The sequence below is a fragment of the Pseudomonas sp. GM49 genome (assembly GCF_000282355.1).
Lineage (GTDB): Bacteria > Pseudomonadota > Gammaproteobacteria > Pseudomonadales > Pseudomonadaceae > Aquipseudomonas.
The window spans coordinates 46669-65133 of sequence record NZ_AKJL01000286.1; the positions used below are offsets into that span (position 1 = coordinate 46669).

15 protein-coding genes are annotated in these 18465 nt (G+C 60.2%); all 15 read left to right on the forward strand.

The window, feature by feature from the left end; genetic code table 11:
- Positions 1-318: 318 nt before the first annotated feature.
- A complete protein-coding gene (gene hutU / locus PMI29_RS04065) occupies positions 319-2001 on the forward strand; it encodes a urocanate hydratase (RefSeq protein ID WP_008002953.1) in 1683 nt (560 codons plus the stop codon).
- A 163-nt stretch (positions 2002-2164) separates the two neighbouring features.
- Positions 2165-3637, forward strand: a complete 1473-nt coding sequence (locus PMI29_RS04060; RefSeq protein WP_008002954.1) for a purine-cytosine permease family protein — start codon at positions 2165-2167, stop codon at positions 3635-3637.
- Between the two features lie 69 nt (positions 3638-3706).
- Positions 3707-4675, forward strand: a complete 969-nt coding sequence (locus PMI29_RS04055; RefSeq protein WP_008002955.1) for an ABC transporter substrate-binding protein — start codon at positions 3707-3709, stop codon at positions 4673-4675.
- A gap of 70 nt (positions 4676-4745) precedes the next feature.
- Positions 4746-5597 carry an ABC transporter permease gene (locus PMI29_RS04050; RefSeq protein WP_007989253.1) on the forward strand — a complete coding sequence of 284 codons (852 nt, stop codon included), beginning with the start codon at positions 4746-4748 and terminating at the stop codon, positions 5595-5597.
- The gene (locus PMI29_RS04045; protein ID WP_007989255.1) at positions 5594-6424 is read left to right on the forward strand and encodes a quaternary amine ABC transporter ATP-binding protein; all 831 of its coding nucleotides are present in this window, start codon (positions 5594-5596) and stop codon (positions 6422-6424) included. Before PMI29_RS04050 ends, PMI29_RS04045 begins: the two co-directional genes overlap by 4 nt.
- Before the next feature lie 168 nt (positions 6425-6592).
- A complete protein-coding gene (gene hutH / locus PMI29_RS04040; RefSeq protein WP_008002956.1) occupies positions 6593-8116 on the forward strand; it encodes a histidine ammonia-lyase in 1524 nt (507 codons plus the stop codon).
- Between the two features lie 119 nt (positions 8117-8235).
- Entirely contained in the window at positions 8236-9768 is a 1533-nt protein-coding gene (gene hutH, locus PMI29_RS04035) for a histidine ammonia-lyase (RefSeq protein ID WP_008002957.1), read from the forward strand.
- Positions 9769-9877: 109 nt separating this feature from the next.
- Positions 9878-11284, forward strand: coding sequence for an amino acid permease (locus PMI29_RS04030; RefSeq protein WP_008002958.1), 1407 nt, complete (start codon positions 9878-9880; stop codon positions 11282-11284).
- Between the two features lie 17 nt (positions 11285-11301).
- A complete protein-coding gene (hutI, locus tag PMI29_RS04025) occupies positions 11302-12507 on the forward strand; it encodes an imidazolonepropionase (RefSeq protein ID WP_008002959.1) in 1206 nt (401 codons plus the stop codon).
- 10 nt (positions 12508-12517) lie between these two features.
- Positions 12518-13321 (forward strand): N-formylglutamate deformylase, encoded by an 804-nt coding sequence (hutG, locus tag PMI29_RS04020; RefSeq protein WP_008002960.1) that lies wholly within the window; start codon positions 12518-12520, stop codon positions 13319-13321.
- 255 nt (positions 13322-13576) lie between these two features.
- Complete coding sequence (locus PMI29_RS04015) at positions 13577-14533, forward strand: choline ABC transporter substrate-binding protein (protein ID WP_008002961.1); 957 nt, start codon at positions 13577-13579, stop codon at positions 14531-14533.
- A 157-nt stretch (positions 14534-14690) separates the two neighbouring features.
- Positions 14691-15596, forward strand: coding sequence for an alpha/beta hydrolase (locus tag PMI29_RS04010; protein ID WP_008002963.1), 906 nt, complete (start codon positions 14691-14693; stop codon positions 15594-15596).
- Positions 15597-15700: 104 nt separating this feature from the next.
- Positions 15701-16672, forward strand: a complete 972-nt coding sequence (pip, locus tag PMI29_RS04005) for a prolyl aminopeptidase (RefSeq protein WP_008002965.1) — start codon at positions 15701-15703, stop codon at positions 16670-16672.
- Positions 16669-17106, forward strand: a complete 438-nt coding sequence (gene dtd, locus PMI29_RS04000) for a D-aminoacyl-tRNA deacylase (protein ID WP_008002967.1) — start codon at positions 16669-16671, stop codon at positions 17104-17106. Before pip ends, dtd begins: the two co-directional genes overlap by 4 nt.
- A 321-nt stretch (positions 17107-17427) precedes the next feature.
- Positions 17428-18465: glucan biosynthesis protein G (locus tag PMI29_RS03995; protein WP_008002969.1), on the forward strand; the 1038-nt coding region annotated here is incomplete at its 3' end.

Here is an 18465-nt window from a genome sequence, read left to right on the forward strand (position 1 = left end):
ACCGAACGCCCCAGTGTGGCGCAAAACCGCGCTCAAGTAACAAAGTCCCATCGCTACAAAAAATCCCCCGGAAAAATTTCATTTTCGCCAGAACCCTTGTTCCAGGCGCTCTCCAGCCGTTTCAGAACTTTTCTTGAATGCTCATTCAGTAAGTTGGCCGCTTGATTGCATATGCTTGTATGTACAAGTAAAGACGTATGCGTATGAGTCGCGAGGACTCAACCATCGTCCACTGATTCGCCGGTGTGCACTGATGCCCATTGGCTTGCTCGCCCACTGCCTGGGTTGGTTTGGATTGATTGCTGAGGAGTTCTTTTCGTGACCGAGAATAAACGTACCAAGTTTCGCGACGTCGAAATCCGCGCTGCCCGCGGTAACAAGCTGACCGCCAAGAGCTGGCTGACTGAAGCACCGCTGCGCATGTTGATGAACAACCTCGACCCGGAAGTCGCCGAGAACCCTAAGGAACTGGTGGTTTACGGTGGTATCGGTCGCGCTGCCCGTAACTGGGAATGCTACGACAAAATCGTCGAAAGCCTGACCAACCTGAACGACGACGAGACCCTGCTGGTGCAATCCGGCAAGCCGGTCGGCGTGTTCAAGACCCACAGCAACGCCCCGCGCGTACTGATCGCCAACTCCAACCTGGTTCCACACTGGGCGAGCTGGGAACACTTCAACGAACTGGACGCCAAAGGCCTGGCCATGTACGGCCAGATGACCGCCGGCAGCTGGATCTACATCGGCAGCCAGGGCATCGTCCAGGGTACCTACGAAACCTTCGTCGAAGCCGGTCGCCAACACTACAACGATGACCTGAAAGGCAAGTGGGTACTGACCGCTGGCCTGGGCGGCATGGGCGGTGCCCAGCCTCTGGCTGCAACCCTGGCCGGCGCTTGCTCGCTGAACATCGAATGCCAGCAGGTCAGCATCGATTTCCGTCTGAAAAGCCGCTATGTCGATGAGCAAGCCACCGACCTCGACGACGCTCTGGTCCGTATCGCCAAATACACCAAAGAAGGTAAGGCGATTTCCATCGCGCTGCTCGGCAACGCGGCTGAAATCCTTCCAGAACTGGTCAAGCGCGGCGTGCGCCCGGACATGGTCACCGACCAGACCAGCGCCCACGACCCGCTCAATGGCTACCTGCCTGCCGGCTGGACCTGGGACGAGTACCGCGCTCGCGCCAAGACCGAACCGGCCGCTGTGATCAAGGCCGCCAAGCAATCGATGGCCGTGCACGTCAAAGCAATGCTCGACTTCCAGAAGATGGGCATTCCGACCTTCGACTACGGCAACAACATCCGTCAGATGGCCCAGGAAGAAGGCGTGGAAAACGCATTCGACTTCCCAGGTTTCGTACCGGCTTACATCCGTCCACTGTTCTGCCGTGGCATCGGCCCGTTCCGTTGGGCTGCACTGTCGGGCAACGCTGAAGACATCTACAAGACCGACGCCAAGGTCAAAGAGCTGATCCCGGACGACGCCCACCTGCACAACTGGCTGGACATGGCGCGCGAGCGCATCAGCTTCCAGGGTCTGCCGGCACGTATCTGCTGGGTTGGCCTGGGCCTGCGCGCCAAGCTGGGTCTGGCGTTCAACGAAATGGTCCGCAGCGGCGAGTTGTCCGCGCCAATCGTGATCGGTCGCGACCACCTGGACTCCGGTTCGGTATCGAGCCCGAACCGCGAAACCGAATCGATGCAGGACGGTTCCGACGCCGTGTCCGACTGGCCACTGCTCAATGCCCTGCTCAACACCGCGAGCGGTGCGACCTGGGTTTCCCTGCACCACGGCGGCGGCGTCGGCATGGGCTTCTCCCAGCACTCGGGCATGGTGATCGTCTGCGACGGTACTGACGAAGCGGCCGAGCGTATCGCTCGCGTGCTGCACAACGACCCGGCCACCGGCGTTATGCGTCACGCCGATGCCGGTTACCAGATCGCGATCGACTGCGCCAAGGAACAAGGGCTGAACCTGCCGATGATTACCGGCAAATAACGCTGTACTGCTTTATGTGGGAGCGAGCTTGCTCGCGATGAGACCGGCACATTCAACATCTTTGTTGACTGACAAACCGCTATCGCGAGCAAGTTCGCTCCCACAGAAGAGCAGCCACACATCAACTCAACGAATAATCAGAACAATCCATAGAGGTTGAACCATGGCTGTCACTGACGAACGTGCAGGCAACAAACCGTTGATCGAGAAGCGCTCGATCGACTACATCCCGGAAGCGGAAAGACACGGTCGTCTGTTTAGCCAGTTCACCCTGTGGATGGGTGCCAACCTGCAAATCACCGCGATTGTCACCGGGGCCCTGGCCGTGGTGCTGGGCGGTGATGTGTTCTGGTCGTTGATTGGCCTGCTGATCGGGCAATTGCTCGGTGGTGGCGTGATGGCGCTGCATGCCGCGCAAGGGCCCAAGCTTGGCCTGCCGCAGATGATTTCCAGTCGGGTCCAGTTCGGCGTGTATGGCGCGGCCATCCCGATCGTGCTGGTGTGTTTGATGTACCTCGGGTTCACCGCAACGGGAACCGTACTTTCCGGCCAGGCGCTGGGCCAGTTGTTTGGCGTCAGCGACACCGTCGGTATCCTCCTTTTCGCCAGTGTCATCGTGCTGGTCACGGTGCTCGGTTATCGGGTGATCCATTGGATCGGCCGTGTTGCCAGCGTCATTGGCGTGATTGCCTTTGTTTATCTGTTCAGCCGTCTGATGAGCCAGGTCGACGTTGGCGCTCTATTGCAAATCCGCCACTTCAGCTGGAGCAGTTTCTTGCTCGCGGTGTCGCTCGCGGCGTCCTGGCAGATTGCCTTCGGCCCCTATGTGGCTGACTATTCTCGCTACCTGCCGAGCAAGATTTCCTCGGTGAAAACTTTTTTTGCCGCAGGCGCAGGTTCGGTCATTGGTGCACAGGTGGCGATGGTCCTCGGCGTGTTCGCTGCCGCTTCGGCCAACGGGCAATTCGCCGGCCACGAAGTGGCGTACATCGTGGGTCTGGGCGGGACCGGTGCCACCGCTGCACTGCTGTACTTCAGCATCGCGTTCGGCAAGGTCACCATTTCCACGCTGAACTCCTACGGCAGCTTCATGTGCATCGCGACCATCATCAGCGGTTTCCGTGGTGACCTGAAAGTCACGCGCTTGCAGCGTCTGGTCTTCGTGCTGGTCATCGTCGGTGCTGCGACCCTGATGGCATTGCTCGGTCAGCACTCGTTCCTCGGTGCGTTCAAGTCCTTCATCCTGTTCTTGCTGGCGTTCTTTACGCCATGGAGCGCGATCAACCTGGTGGACTACTACTGCATCACTCGCGAGCGCTATGACGTGCCGGCACTGGCCGATCCGAACGGTCGCTACGGCCGTTGGAACCCCCTCGGTATCAGCGTCTATGTCTTCGGTGTGCTGGTGCAGCTGCCGTTCATCTCCACCAAGTTCTACACCGGTCCGTTGGTGGCAGCTTTGGGTGATGTGGATATTTCCTGGATCATCGGTCTGGTGCTTCCCGCAGCCCTGTATTACGTGTGCGCGAAAAAATGGCACGGCGCAGTGCCCGATCAACTGATTCTGCCGGTCGAGCAGGACAGCGTTGTACAACCTAAAAAAAGCGGGGCCGGTCGCGCTGCGGCGCAGGCCTGATTGGACGTTGCCAGGGCTGGATGCCTCTTGACTGCCGTAAGCCAATTAATGATTAGGAGCGTCACAACAATGAAATCGAACAAGACCCTGCTGACCACATTGCTTTCCATGGGCCTGCTGGCCAGCGCTGGCGCCACTCAGGCGGCGGGTTGGTGCGAGTCGGGCAAGCCGGTGAAATTTGCCGGCCTGAACTGGGAAAGCGCCATGTTGCTGACCGACGTGATGCAAGTCGTGTTGGAGAAAGGCTACGACTGCAAGACCGACAGCCTGCCGGGCAACTCCATCACCATGGAAAACGCCCTGAGCAGCAACGATATTCAAGTGTTTGCCGAAGAGTGGGTCGGCCGCAGCGAAGTCTGGAACAAGGCTGAGAAGGCCGGCAAGGTCGTCGGTGTCGGCGCGCCGGTGGTTGGTGCGATCGAAGGTTGGTACGTGCCGCGCTACGTGATCGAAGGCGACGCCAAGCGCAAGCTGGAAGCCAAGGCTCCGGACCTGAAAAACATTGCCGATCTGGGCAAGTACTCGGCGATCTTCAAGGACGCCGAAGAGCCATCCAAGGGCCGTTTCTACAACTGCCCGGCCGGCTGGACCTGTGAGCTCGATAACAGCGAAATGCTCAAGAGCTACGGTCTGGAAAGCACCTACACCAACTTCCGCCCAGGCACCGGCCCGGCGCTGGATGCCGCGGTGCTGTCGAGCTACAAGCGTGGCGAGCCGATCCTGTTCTACTACTGGTCGCCAACCCCGCTGATGGGCCAGGTCGACGTGGTGAAACTCGAAGAGAAACCAGGCGTGAACAAGACTGTGACCATCAAGGTCGGCCTGTCCAAGACCTTCCACGACGAAGCCCCGGAGCTGGTGGCCGTGCTGGAAAAGGTCAACGTGCCAATCGACCTGCTGAACCAGAACCTGGGACGCATGACCAAAGAGCGGATCGAGTCGCCAAAACTGGCGAAGATCTTCTTGAAGGAACATCCTGAAGTCTGGCACGCGTGGGTGAGCGACGACGCAGCCAAGAAAATCGACGCGGCCTTGTAGGTTGAGCTTCTCCGGCTGTCGACAACGGCAGTCGGATGCTTGATCGCAACCCCTTGATTGAGAGTCTCTTATGTTTCCCGAAAGCTTTACCTTTTCCATCGCCGACTGGGTCAACGGTTGGGTCGATTCGCTGGTCACCAACTACGGCGACGTGTTCCGGCACATCTCCGACACCCTGTTGTGGGCCATCGTCAATCTTGAAAGCCTGCTGCGCGCGGCGCCCTGGTGGCTGATGCTGGCGATCGTGGCAGGCGTGGCCTGGCACGCGACCCGTAAAGTCGTGACCACGGCGGTGATCGTCGGTCTGTTGTTCCTGGTGGGTGCGGTCGGCCTCTGGGACAAGCTGATGCAGACCCTGGCGCTGATGATGGTGGCGACGGTCATTTCTGTGTTGATCGGCGTGCCGCTGGGCATCCTCTCGGCGCGCAGCAATCGCCTGCGTTCGGTGCTGATGCCGTTGCTGGACATCATGCAGACCATGCCGAGTTTCGTGTACCTGATCCCGGTGCTGATGCTGTTTGGCCTGGGCAAGGTCCCGGCGATTTTCGCCACCGTGATCTACGCCGCGCCGCCGCTGATCCGCCTGACCGACCTGGGCATTCGCCAGGTCGACGGCGAAGTGATGGAAGCGATCAACGCCTTCGGTGCCAACCGCTGGCAGCAACTGTTCGGCGTGCAACTGCCGCTGGCCCTGCCGAGCATCATGGCGGGCATCAACCAGACCACCATGATGGCCCTGTCGATGGTAGTGATTGCTTCGATGATCGGTGCCCGTGGCCTGGGTGAAGACGTACTGGTGGGGATTCAGACCCTCAACGTCGGACGCGGCCTTGAAGCCGGTCTGGCGATCGTGATTCTGGCTGTGGTGATCGACCGCATTACACAGGCGTACGGTCGTGCACGGCATGAGGTGAGCAAATGAACAACGCAACCGTGAGCAAGATCGAAGTCAAAAACGTCTTCAAGATTTTCGGCAACCGTGCCAAGGATGCGCTGGCCATGGTCGGCCAGGGCAAGACCAAGGATCAGGTGCTGGCCGAAACCGGCTGCGTGGTTGGTGTGAACGACCTGTCGCTGAGCATTGGTAGCGGTGAGATTTTCGTGATCATGGGCCTGTCCGGTTCCGGCAAGTCGACCCTGGTACGCCACTTCAACCGCCTGATCGATCCGACCAGCGGCGCGATCCTGGTGGATGGCGTGGACATCCTGCAATACGACATGGAAGCCCTGCGCGAATTTCGCCGACGCAAGATCAGCATGGTGTTCCAGAGCTTCGGCCTGTTGCCGCACAAGAGCGTGCTGGACAACGTCGCCTACGGCCTGAAAATCCGTGGCGAAAGCAAAGCCATGTGCGCCGAGCGTGCGCTGCACTGGATCAACACCGTGGGCCTCAAGGGCTACGAAAACAAATACCCGCATCAGCTTTCCGGCGGCATGCGCCAGCGTGTGGGCCTGGCCCGCGCCCTGGCGGCGGACACCGACATCATCCTGATGGACGAAGCGTTCAGTGCCCTCGACCCGCTGATCCGTGCGGAGATGCAGGACCAGTTGTTGGAACTGCAAAAGACCCTGCACAAGACCATCGTCTTCATCACCCACGACCTCGACGAGGCCGTGCGTATCGGCAACCGCATCGCGATCCTCAAGGACGGCCGCCTGATCCAGGTCGGCACGCCGAAAGAGATCCTGCATTCGCCGGCAGATGAATATGTCGACCGCTTTGTGCAGCGTCGGGCGGCGGTGGTCTGAGAAAGCTGTGGTAGCTGGGCCGGCCCCTTCGCGGGCAAGCCCGCTCCCACAAGGATTGGTGTCGAACACCAGTTTTGATTACGCCAGCAACCACTGTGGGAGCGGGCTTGCCCGCGAAGGCGTCAGTGAAGCTGCATCAAAATTCAGGTTTGTACGCAGAGGTTGAAGATGTCCCAGGCTGAAAAAATCGTTATCACCGAAGCGCAGGTCACTTGGCAGGATGTGGTCGCTGTAGCCCGTCATGGCGCACAGCTTGAGCTGTCGGCGCCGATCTGGGCGCGCATCGAAAACGCTCAGGCCATCGTCCAGCGCATCGTTACCAGCGGCGAACGGGCCTACGGCATCAATACCGGCCTGGGCGCGCTGTGCAACGTCTCGCTGCAGGACGAACAACTCAGCCAGTTGTCGCGCAACACCTTGCTCAGCCACGCTTGCGGCGTCGGTGCACCGCTGACCGACGAACAGACCCGCTCGATCATGTGCGCCGCGGTCGTCAACTACAGCCACGGCAAATCCGGCCTGCACCGTCAGGTCGTTGAAGCGCTGCTGGCACTGCTCAACCGTGGCATCACCCCACAAGTGCCGTCCCAGGGTTCCGTGGGCTACCTGACCCACATGGCGCACATCGGCATCGCACTGTTGGGTGTCGGCAATGTCAGCTATCGCGGCCAGGTCGTTTCCGCGCAGCAAGCGCTGGCCGAAGAAGGCCTGCAACCGGTCAAGCTAGGGGCGAAAGATGGTTTGTGCCTGGTCAACGGTACGCCGTGCATGACCGGCCTGAGCTGTCTGGCGATTGCCGATGCCACGCACCTGCTGGAATGGGCCGACGTGATCGGTGCCATGAGCTTCGAAGCCCAACGCGGGCAGATCGACGCGTTCGATGCCGAGATCATTGCGCTCAAGCCGCACCCAGGCATGCAGCAGGTCGGGATCAACCTGCGGGCCTTGCTCGACGGCAGCGAAGTGATTGCCCAGAGCAAAGGCATTCGCACGCAAGACGCCCTGAGCATTCGCTCGATCCCGCAGGTGCACGGCGCCGCGCGCGATCAATTGGTACACGCGACCAAACAGATCGAAACCGAACTCAACGGCGCCACCGACAACCCGCTGGTGCTGGGCACCGCCGACAATTACCGCGTGGTGTCCCAGGCCAATCCCCACGGCCAATCCGTGGCAATGGCGGCGGACCTGCTGGCGATTGCCATGGCAGAAATCGGCTCTATCGCCGAGCGACGTCTGGATCGCTTGATCAACCCGCACGTCAGCGGTCTGCCGGCGTTCCTGGTGGCCAACCCGGGGGTGAACTCCGGGATGATGATCGTCCAGTACGTCGCCGCTTCGCTGTGTGCAGAGAACCGTCAACTGGCGCAACCGGCGGTGCTGGATAACTACGTGACTTCGGGCCTGCAGGAAGATCACCTGAGCCTGGGCACCAACGCCGCACTTAAGCTGCATCGCGCGCTGGAAAACTGCACGCAGATCCTCGCCATCGAGTACCTGTTGGCGGCCCAGGCGTTTGAGTTCCTCAAGGAGCAACGCTTCGGTGCCGGCACCGATGTGGCGTGGCGTCTGCTGCGTGAACGTGTTCCTGCGTACGATCAGGACCGTTGGCTGGCGCCGGATATCGCTGCGGCAGCCAGCGTTCTGAAAGACCCTGTTTTGCTGCAAAAAGCTTTACCGAACTTGAACTGATTTCCATACACAACCAGCGTGCCAAGGCGCCAGCCCCCTCAACAAGGGGGAAGCGACGGACAACGGATATTTCCGGAGCGTCTGGTAGTTAACAACAAACTCTCAAAAGGAGAATGAACATGACTGCGCTTAATTTGATTCCCGGCCAACTGAGCCTTGCCCAACTGCGTGATGTCTATCAGCAACCGGTCAAAATCACCCTCGATCACAGCGCTGCAGCCCAGATCGAAGCCAGCGTTGCCTGCGTGGAGCAGATCCTCGCCGAGAACCGCACCGCTTACGGTATCAACACCGGTTTCGGCCTGCTGGCCTCGACCCGCATCGCCAGCGAAGACCTGGAAAACCTGCAGCGCTCGCTGGTGTTGTCCCACGCCGCCGGTGTCGGCCAGCCGATCAGCGATGAGCTGGTGCGTTTGATCATGGTGCTCAAGGTCAACAGCCTGAGCCGTGGTTTCTCTGGCATCCGCCGTGTTGTGATCGACGCGCTGATCGCCCTGATCAACGCCGAGGTTTACCCGCACATTCCACTGAAAGGCTCGGTCGGTGCTTCCGGTGACCTGGCGCCTCTGGCCCACATGTCGCTGGTGCTGCTGGGCGAAGGCAAGGCTCGCTATAAAGGCGAATGGATGGAAGCCACCGAAGCGCTGAAAGTCGCCGGTCTTGCCCCGCTGACCCTGGCGGCGAAAGAAGGCCTGGCGCTGCTCAACGGCACTCAGGTGTCCACCGCTTTTGCCCTGCGTGGCCTGTTCGAAGGCGAAGACCTGTTCGCCGGTGCTCTGGCCCTGGGCGGCCTGACCGTTGAAGCGGTACTGGGTTCGCGCTCGCCGTTCGACGCACGCATCCACGCTGCCCGTGGCCAGAAAGGCCAAATCGACGCCGCAGCCGCTTATCGCGATCTGCTGGGCGAGCGCAGCGAAGTCTCCGACTCCCACGAAAACTGCGAAAAGGTCCAGGATCCGTACTCCCTGCGCTGCCAGCCGCAAGTCATGGGCGCCTGTCTGACCCAATTCCGTCAGGCTGCCGAAGTGCTTGCTATTGAAGCCAACGCCGTCTCCGACAACCCTCTGGTGTTCGCGGCGGAAGGCGACGTGATTTCCGGCGGTAACTTCCACGCCGAACCTGTGGCCATGGCCGCTGACAACATGGCATTGGCCATCGCTGAAATCGGTTCCCTGAGCGAGCGCCGTATCTCGCTGATGATGGACAAGCACATGTCGCAACTGCCGCCGTTCCTGGTGGCCAACGGTGGCGTGAACTCCGGCTTCATGATCGCCCAGGTGACCGCAGCGGCCTTGGCCAGCGAGAACAAGGCGTTGTCCCATCCACATTCGGTGGACAGCCTGCCGACTTCCGCCAACCAGGAAGACCACGTCTCCATGGCTCCGGCAGCGGGCAAGCGTCTGTGGGAAATGGCCGAGAACACCCGCGGGATTCTTGCCGTTGAATGGCTGGCGGCGGCTCAGGGCCTGGACCTGCGCGACGGCCTGAAAACCTCGCCAAAACTGGAAAAGGCCCGCGCCATCCTGCGTAACGAAGTGCCGTTCTATGAGAAGGACCGCTTCTTCGCGCCGGACATCAATGCGGCGTCTGAATTGTTGGCCTCGCGCTGCCTGAACGAGCTGGTGACGGCGAAGTTGCTGCCTAGCCTGTAATGGCCCCTTCGTGAGCGAGCTCGCTCCCACATTGGAATGCGTACTCCTGTGGGAGCGAGCTTGCTCGCGATTCGATTTAGCGTCGAATAACAATAATTAGGGACGAGAAATGCAACAGCCAGAAAAAGGTTTGAAACGCGGGCTTTCTGCCCGACATATTCGCTTCATGGCGCTGGGGTCGGCGATCGGCACCGGGCTGTTTTATGGATCTGCCTCGGCCATTCAAATGGCCGGGCCTGCGGTACTGCTCGCTTACCTGATCGGTGGCGCGGCGGTGTTCATGGTCATGCGCGCCCTCGGTGAGATGGCGGTGCACAACCCGGTGGCTGGCTCTTTCGGCCAGTACGCCAGTACCTACCTGGGGCCGATGGCGGGCTTCATCCTCGGTTGGACCTACGCATTCGAAATGGTCATCGTCGGCATGGCCGACGTCACGGCATTTGGTATCTACATGGGCTTCTGGTTCCCGGAAGTTTCTCGCTGGATCTGGGTGCTGGGTGTCGTTTCCATCGTTGGCGGCTTGAACCTGTGCAACGTCAAAGTCTTCGGTGAAATGGAGTTCTGGCTGTCGCTGCTCAAGGTCGCGGCCATCGTCGCGATGATCCTGGGTGGTTTCGGCATCATGTGGTTCGGCATCAGCTCGGCCCCCGGCCAGGCGACCGATATCAGCAACCTCTGGAGCCACGGCGGCTTCATGCCCAATGGCATGGGCGGTCTGATCGCTTCGTTCGCGGTGGTGATGTTCGCGTTTGGCGGTATTGAAATCATCGGCGTAACGGCAGGTGAAGCCAAAGACCCGCAGCACGTGCTGCCCCGGGCGATCAATGCCGTACCGTTGCGTATCCTGCTGTTTTACGTGCTGACGATGCTGGTGCTGATGTCGATCTTTCCATGGCAGCAGATCGGCAGCCAGGGCAGCCCGTTCGTGCAGATTTTCGACAAACTTGGGATCAGCTCGGCGGCCACCATCCTCAATATCGTGGTGATCACGGCGGCGATTTCGGCGATCAACAGTGACATCTTCGGCGCTGGCCGCATGATGTTCGGTCTGGCCCAGCAAGGACATGCACCGAAAGGCTTCGCTCGCCTGTCGCGCAATGGCGTGCCATGGATGACGGTCGTGGTGATGAGTGCCGCTCTGCTCTTGGGCGTGCTGCTGAACTACCTGATCCCGGAAAACGTGTTCCTGTTGATCGCGTCCATCGCGACCTTTGCCACGGTGTGGGTCTGGCTGATGATTCTGGTTACCCAAGTGGCCATGCGGCGGTCCATGAGCGCCGAGCAGGTTGCACAACTGAAATTCCCGGTACCGCTCTGGCCCTATGCTCCGGCGGCGGCGATCGCCTTCATGCTGTTCATTTTCGGCGTGCTGGGTTACTTCCCGGACACCCAGGCAGCGCTGATTGTCGGCGTGGTCTGGATCGTGTTGCTGGTGCTGGCTTACCTGACGTGGGTGAAACCGGCGGCGGGCCAGGCAGCCCTGGTGACGCAGGACCCTACTTTTTCTCATCGATAACCTAATGGAGGCCAAGGATGAAAACTCTCTGGCAACACTGTCACGTCGCAACCATGGCACAAGGTGTCTACTCGATCATCGAGGACGCGGCCATCGTGACGTCAGGAGCGCACATTGAGTGGATCGGCCCGCGTGGTGAGTTACCGGTGGGCGAGTATCCGGCCGTCAATGATTTGAACGGGGCCTGGGTCACACCGGGCCTGATCGACTGTCACACCCACACGGTGTTTGGCGGTAACCGCAGCGGCGAATTCGAACAGCGCCTGCAAGGCGTCAGCTACGCGGAAATCGCAGCCAGCGGTGGTGGTATTGCCAGCACCGTGCGCGCCACCCGCGCGGCCAGCGAAGACGAGTTGTTCGCCAGTGCCGCCAGGCGCCTGAAAAGCCTGATGCGCGATGGCGTCACCAGCATCGAAATCAAGTCTGGATACGGCCTGGACCTGGCCAACGAGCGCAAGATGCTGCGTGTGGCCCGTCGCCTCGGCGCCGAACTGCCGGTCAGCGTGCGCAGCACCTGCCTGGCGGCTCATGCCCTGCCACCGGAATACATCGATCGCGCCGACGACTATATCGATCACATCTGCGCCGACATGCTCCCGGCCCTGGCTGCCGAAGGTCTGGTCGACGCGGTGGACGCGTTCTGCGAGTACCTGGCGTTCTCCCCGGCGCAGGTCGAGCGGGTGTTCATTACCGCCCAGGAACTGGGCTTGCCAGTGAAGCTGCACGCCGAGCAGTTGTCGTCGCTGCACGGCTCGAGCCTGGCGGCGCGTTATCACGCGTTGTCCGCCGATCACCTGGAGTTCATGACCGAGGACGACGCCATCGCCATGGCCAAGTCCGGCACCGTTGCGGTGTTGCTGCCCGGCGCTTTCTATTTCCTGCGGGAAACCCAGTTGCCGCCGATGGATGCGCTGCGCAAACACGGCGTAAAGATTGCCATCGCCAGCGACCTCAACCCAGGCACCTCGCCTGCGTTGTCGTTGCGCCTGATGCTGAACATGGCTTGCACCTGTTTCCGCATGACCCCGGAAGAAGCGCTGGCGGGCGCGACGATTCACGCTGCCACCGCGCTGGGCATGGCCGCCACCCATGGTTCGCTGGAGGTCGGCAAGGTCGCGGACTTCGTCGCCTGGCAAATCGATCGTCCGGCCGACCTGTCGTACTGGCTGGGTGGTGACCTGGAAAAACGCGTCGTGCGCCACGGCGTCGAATCAAGTTTGTAGGAGATCTGTTGTGGATAAGGTACTGAACTTCAAACAAGGCCGCGTACCGCTGCTGATCAGCATGCCTCACGCCGGTGTGCGTCTGACACCTGCGGTCGAGGCCGGGTTGATCCCACAGGCGAAAAGCCTGCCGGACACCGACTGGCACATCCCGCAGCTGTACGACTTCGCCGCCGAACTGGGTGCCAGCACCCTGGCCGCCGAGTATTCGCGATTCGTCATTGACCTTAACCGGCCATCCGACGACAAACCGTTGTACGTCGGTGCGACCACTGGCCTGTACCCGGCCACGCTGTTCGACGGCGTGCCGTTGTTCCGCGAAGGGCTGGAACCTTCGAAAGAAGAGCGCGCCACCTACCTTGAGCAGATCTGGACGCCGTACCACAGCACTCTGCAACAGGAACTGGCGCGATTGAAGGCCGAGTTCGGCTACGCGCTGCTGTTCGACGCGCACTCGATCCGCTCGCTGATCCCGCACCTGTTCGACGGCAAACTGCCGGACTTCAACCTCGGTACCTTCAATGGCGCCAGTTGCGATCCACAGTTGGCCAGTCAGCTGGAAGCCATCTGCGCACGTCACGAAAATTACACCCACGTGCTGAACGGACGCTTCAAGGGCGGCCACATCACCCGCCATTACGGCAATCCGGCGGAGAACATTCACGCGGTGCAACTGGAGCTGGGGCAGTGCACCTACATGGAAGAGTTCGAGCCGTTCCGTTATCGCCAGGACCTGGCGGAGCCGACGCGTGTGGTGCTAAAGGAGTTGCTGCAAGGGCTGCTGGCCTGGGGCGAAAAACACTACGGGCATTAAGGCTTGGTGCAGTCTCTGTAGGAGCGAGCTTGCTCGCGAAAAACGTCAGGTCAACGTGTGCATTCAGACAGCCCGCGTCATCGTTGTCCTCCATCGCGAGCAAGCTCGCTCCTACAGATCAGGCTGCTAGTCGCCACCGTGCAAAACACGGTCGCCACAGGTCGCTTTCATCGCTCGTCTGCTGCGTAATGTTCTGGCCACGGTGCACTAGACACCGGCCCGACAATAATCCGCTGCCGCACGAGAATGCTCTCTATGACAAGCCCCAAAGGTCTGTTCACCCGCTGTCTCTCAATCTTCTGCGGCACCGCTCTGTTGAGCGCCGGCGCCATGGCCGCGGACGACGCCTCCTGCAAAACCGTGCGCATGGGTGTGGTCAACTGGACCGACGTGATTGCCACCAGTGGCATGGCCGATGTGTTGCTCAACGGTCTCGGCTACGAAAGCAAGCAAACCAGCGCCGTGCAGCAAATCATCTTCGCCGGCATCCGCGACAAGCGCCTGGACATCTTCCTGGGTTACTGGAAACCAGCGATGGATAAAAACATCGCACCGTTCGTGGCTGCCAATCAGGTGAAGGTCATGGACAAACCGAGCCTGGCCGATGCCCAGGCCACCCTCGCGGTCCCTGACTATGTGGCAGCGGCCGGTCTGAAAACCTTCGCCGACATCGCCAGATTCAAGGATCAGCTCGGCGGCAAGATCTACGGCATCGAGCCGGGCAGTGGCGCCAACACCACCATCAAAACCATGATCGAGACCAATCACTTTGGCCTGAAGGACTTCAAACTGATCGAGTCCGGTGAGGCCGGCATGCTCGCCGCCGTACAGCGGGCAGTAAATCGCAAGGAATTCGTGGTGTTCGTTGGCTGGACCCCGCACCCGATGAACATCAACATGAAGATCGCCTACCTGACTGGCAGTGAAGATGTCTACGGTCCGAATGAAGGCGCTGCGACCGTCTCCAGCGTGACAGCCCCGGATTACGCCGAGCGCTGCCCGAACGTCAATCGACTGCTGGAGAACCTTACCTTCACCGCTGCCCAGGAAAGCCAGCTGATGGTGCCGATCATGGAGCGTCAAACCGCTCAGGATGTCGCGAAAAAATGGCTGCGTGACCATCCCGAAGACTTGCAGCGCTGGCTGGCGGGTGTCAGCAGTTTCGATGGCAAGGATGGCGTGGCAACAGTTCAGGCCAGCCTGAAGAACTGACACCAAACCTGTAGGAGCGAGCTTGCTCGCGATAAACCTGAGAACGCCGCGGGAAATCAGGCTTACCGCGTTATCGTTGACGATCATCGTCGGAACGCCGCCCGGAGCAAGCTCGCTCCTACAAGGACACACATTCCTCTGAACGGGCACCAGGTTCATGGCTCCTTACCCGCTTTCCAAACAGATGACGGCATTCGTCGAGAAAACCGTCAGTTTCAACAGCACCGACAGCAGCATCACCGGGTTGCGCCAGGCCTACAGCGAGATGTGCCGGGCGTTTACTCCGGCACGCCCCGCCGGGTTATATGTGGTCGATTTCGAGTTGGCCGGAGTTGCTGTTCGTTCCTATCAACCGCCGGCCAGTGGTGCGTCCTGCATCGTTTACCTGCATGGCGGTGGCTGGGTGGTGGGGGACCTGGATTCTCACGATTTCATCTGCGCCGAGTTGGCATCGACGCTAGGTGTACTGGTGATCGCCGTCGATTACCGCCGGGCACCGGAGCATCCGTTTCCCGCCGCGTTCGATGATTGCCTGAAGGTCTGGCGAGCACTGCGCAACGGGCCGTTTCAACTCGACCCGCAGCGTATGCTGGTGGTCGGCGACAGTGCCGGTGGCAACCTCGCGGCGGCGTTATGCCTGGCGCTGCGCGATGCCGGCGAACCGGGGCCGTGCGCGCAGGTTCTGATCTATCCCGGATTGGGCGGCGATCACCGGCTGCCGTCGCGCAGTGAGTGCATCTACGCGCCGTTGCTCAGCAGCAGTGACGTCGATTGCTATCACGCGCTTTACCTGCGCGGCACCCGCCAACCAAACGCCTACGCCATGCCATTGCTGGCCCGGGATTTCAGCGGACTGCCACCGGCATTGATCGCCGTGGCGCAATTCGACCCGTTGCGTGATGACGGCGTGTTGTATGCCGAGCGACTGAATGCGGCAGGCGTGGCTGCCACACTTTATGTCGGCGAGGGTTTGGTTCATGGCTGTTTACGGGCCCGTGGGCAGGCGATGGAGGTCGATGCGCTGTACGAAACCTTGTTTGGTTATCTGGCGGCAAGACTCTGACTCCGCATGGGCATGCTCATTGACGTAATTCGGGTTTATGATGCCGGACGGCAGAATAATAGAAGTCCCCCCAGGGATGACCTCGACCCCTTACGGAGCGCGCAATGCAGACTTTGTACCCGCAGATCAAACCCCACGCCCGGCACGATCTGGCCGTCGATGCGACCCACACCCTGTACGTCGACGAAAGCGGTTCACCGGAAGGCTTGCCGGTGGTGTTCATCCACGGCGGCCCCGGTGCCGGATGTGATGCCCAGAGTCGGTGCTTCTTCGATCCCAACCTGTATCGCATTGTCACTTTCGATCAGCGCGGTTGCGGTCGCTCCACCCCCCACGCCAGCCTGGAAAACAACACCACCTGGGATCTGGTCGCCGACCTTGAGCGGATTCGAAAGCACCTGGGCATCGACAAATGGGTACTGTTTGGCGGCTCCTGGGGTTCGACCCTGGCGCTGGCCTATGCGCAAACCCATCCTGAACGGGTACACGGCCTGATCCTGCGCGGGATCTTTCTCTGCCGTCCGCAGGAAATCGAATGGTTCTACCAGGCCGGCGCCAGCCGTCTGTTCCCCGATTACTGGCAGGACTACATCGCGCCGATCCCGCTGGACGAGCGCGACGACTTGCTCAGCGCGTTCCACAAGCGTCTGGTCGGCAACGACCAGATTGCCCAGATGCACGCGGCCAAGGCCTGGTCCACCTGGGAGGGCCGCACCGCGACCCTGCGTCCTAACCCGCTGGTAGTCGATCGTTTCTCCGAGCCACAACGTGCATTGTCGATTGCCCGCATCGAATGCCACTACTTCAGCAACCACGCCTTCCTGGAACCGAACCAGTTGATCCGCGACATGGGCAAGATCGCCCATTTGCCAGGCGTGATCATCCATGGTCGCTATGACGTGATCTGCCCGCTGGATAACGCCTGGGAACTGCACCAAGCCTGGCCGAACAGCGAGCTGCAGGTCATCCGCGATGCTGGTCATGCCGCTTCCGAACCGGGAATCACCGACGCGCTGGTACGCGCAGCCAATCTGATGGCCCGGCGTCTGCTCGACCTGCCGCCTGAAGAAGCATGAAGGGCCTGCTGCAACGGGTGCGTGGCGCGCGAGTCGAGATTGCGGGCGAAGTCGTGGGTGCCGTCGATCAGGGATTGCTGGTCCTGGTCGCCGTCGAGCCCGACGACACGCGGGCCAGCGCCGACAAACTTCTTAATAAGCTGCTTAACTATCGGGTGTTCAGTGACGCTGAGGGCAAGATGAATCTGTCCCTGGCGGATGTGGGCGGCGGGCTGCTGCTGGTCTCTCAGTTCACCCTGGCTGCCGATACTAAAAACGGGCTGCGTCCGAGTTTTTCGACCGCGGCCCCTCCGGCGCTGGGCGAGGAGTTATTCGACTATCTATTAAGCAAAGCGAAACAGGTGCATGGCACTGTGGCATCAGGTAGATTCGGCGCGGATATGCAGGTGCATCTGGTCAATGATGGCCCGGTAACCTTCCTGTTACAGACCTGAAAGCGCTTGAAACAAGTTTTTAAGCTCATTTCGACTGAAAACAGGGATTTTTCGCGATAAATACTTTGTTACCCCTGATGCGTTGTAACGCGGCCTACTAGATAATCGCGCGCTACGGGGATCAGCGTTCGTTGGTCCATTTTGACTTAGGTAGAGACTTGTCCGGATCCGATTGGGGAATCATTTCGCCCCAGCGGAGTCGGAACAATGCTCGCCAACTTGGCAAGAGTGGTCTGCAAGGGCGGTTTTTTCATACCGCACACCGTGCAGGTCCTTTAACTGGCCGTTGGTTTTTTGATCTGTTTTCGGCGAGGGTTGCTCGTGATTGTTAGTCCCTGTAACGCACCAAAATTGTCCGCCAAACGGTTACGCAGCGCCCTGGTAGCGGGCTCTGCATTGCTCTGCCTGCTCAGCGCCGGCCAGCTTTGGGCATTCAGTCTGGATGATGTATCGGCCAAGGCAAAAGAGCTGGCCGCGCAGAAATACGAAGCCCCGCGCAGTAACCTGCCGAATGAGTTCCGCGACATGAAATTCGCGGACTATCAGAAAATTCGTTTTCTGACGGAAAAAGCCGAATGGGCCGATCAGAAGACGCCGTTCAAGCTGTCCTTCTATCACCAGGGCATGCATTTCGATACGCCGGTGAAAATCAACGAAATCACCGCGAACACCGTCGAAGAGATCAAATACGATCCAAGTCGTTTCGACTTCGGCGACATGAAATTCGATCCCAAGGCCACTGAACAACTGGGCTATGCCGGTTTCCGTGTGCTGTACCCGATCAACAAGGCCGACAAGCAAGACGAAATCATGACCATGCTCGGCGCGAGCTACTTCCGCGTCGTCGGCAAGGGTCACGTCTATGGTTTGTCCGCTCGCGGCATGGCGCTTGATACCGCATTGCCGTCCGGCGAAGAATTCCCGCGTTTCCGCGAGTTCTGGATTCAGCAGCCCAAGCCAGGCGACAAGCACCTGGTGATCTTCGCCCTGCTGGATTCTCCTCGTGCCACCGGCGCCTATCGCCTGACTCTGCGTCCGGGCAGTGACACCATCGTTGACGTCAAGGCGCAGATGTTCCTGCGTGACAAGGTCGGCAAACTGGGTATCGCCCCGTTGACCAGCATGTACCTGTTCGGCGCCAACCAGCCGTCGAAAGTACTGAACTACCGTCGCGAGCTGCACGACTCCAGCGGTCTGGCGATCCATGCCGGCAACGGCGAGTGGATCTGGCGTCCACTGAACAATCCGAAACACCTGGCCGTGAGCAACTTCAGCGTGGAAAACCCGCGCGGGTTCGGTCTTCTGCAACGTGGCCGCGACTTCAGCCACTATGAAGACCTCGACGACCGGTACGACAGG

Coding starts and splice junctions, on each gene's coding strand:
- PMI29_RS04060 (WP_008002954.1), top strand. CDS start 2,165: ATGGCTGTCACTGACGAACGTGCAGGCAACAAACCGTTGATCGAGAAG.
- PMI29_RS04055 (WP_008002955.1), top strand. CDS start 3,707: ATGAAATCGAACAAGACCCTGCTGACCACATTGCTTTCCATGGGCCTG.
- PMI29_RS04050 (WP_007989253.1), top strand. CDS start 4,746: ATGTTTCCCGAAAGCTTTACCTTTTCCATCGCCGACTGGGTCAACGGT.
- PMI29_RS04045 (WP_007989255.1), top strand. CDS start 5,594: ATGAACAACGCAACCGTGAGCAAGATCGAAGTCAAAAACGTCTTCAAG.
- hutH (WP_008002956.1), top strand. CDS start 6,593: ATGTCCCAGGCTGAAAAAATCGTTATCACCGAAGCGCAGGTCACTTGG.
- hutH (WP_008002957.1), top strand. CDS start 8,236: ATGACTGCGCTTAATTTGATTCCCGGCCAACTGAGCCTTGCCCAACTG.
- PMI29_RS04030 (WP_008002958.1), top strand. CDS start 9,878: ATGCAACAGCCAGAAAAAGGTTTGAAACGCGGGCTTTCTGCCCGACAT.
- hutI (WP_008002959.1), top strand. CDS start 11,302: ATGAAAACTCTCTGGCAACACTGTCACGTCGCAACCATGGCACAAGGT.
- PMI29_RS04015 (WP_008002961.1), top strand. CDS start 13,577: ATGACAAGCCCCAAAGGTCTGTTCACCCGCTGTCTCTCAATCTTCTGC.
- PMI29_RS04010 (WP_008002963.1), top strand. CDS start 14,691: ATGGCTCCTTACCCGCTTTCCAAACAGATGACGGCATTCGTCGAGAAA.
- pip (WP_008002965.1), top strand. CDS start 15,701: ATGCAGACTTTGTACCCGCAGATCAAACCCCACGCCCGGCACGATCTG.
- dtd (WP_008002967.1), top strand. CDS start 16,669: ATGAAGGGCCTGCTGCAACGGGTGCGTGGCGCGCGAGTCGAGATTGCG.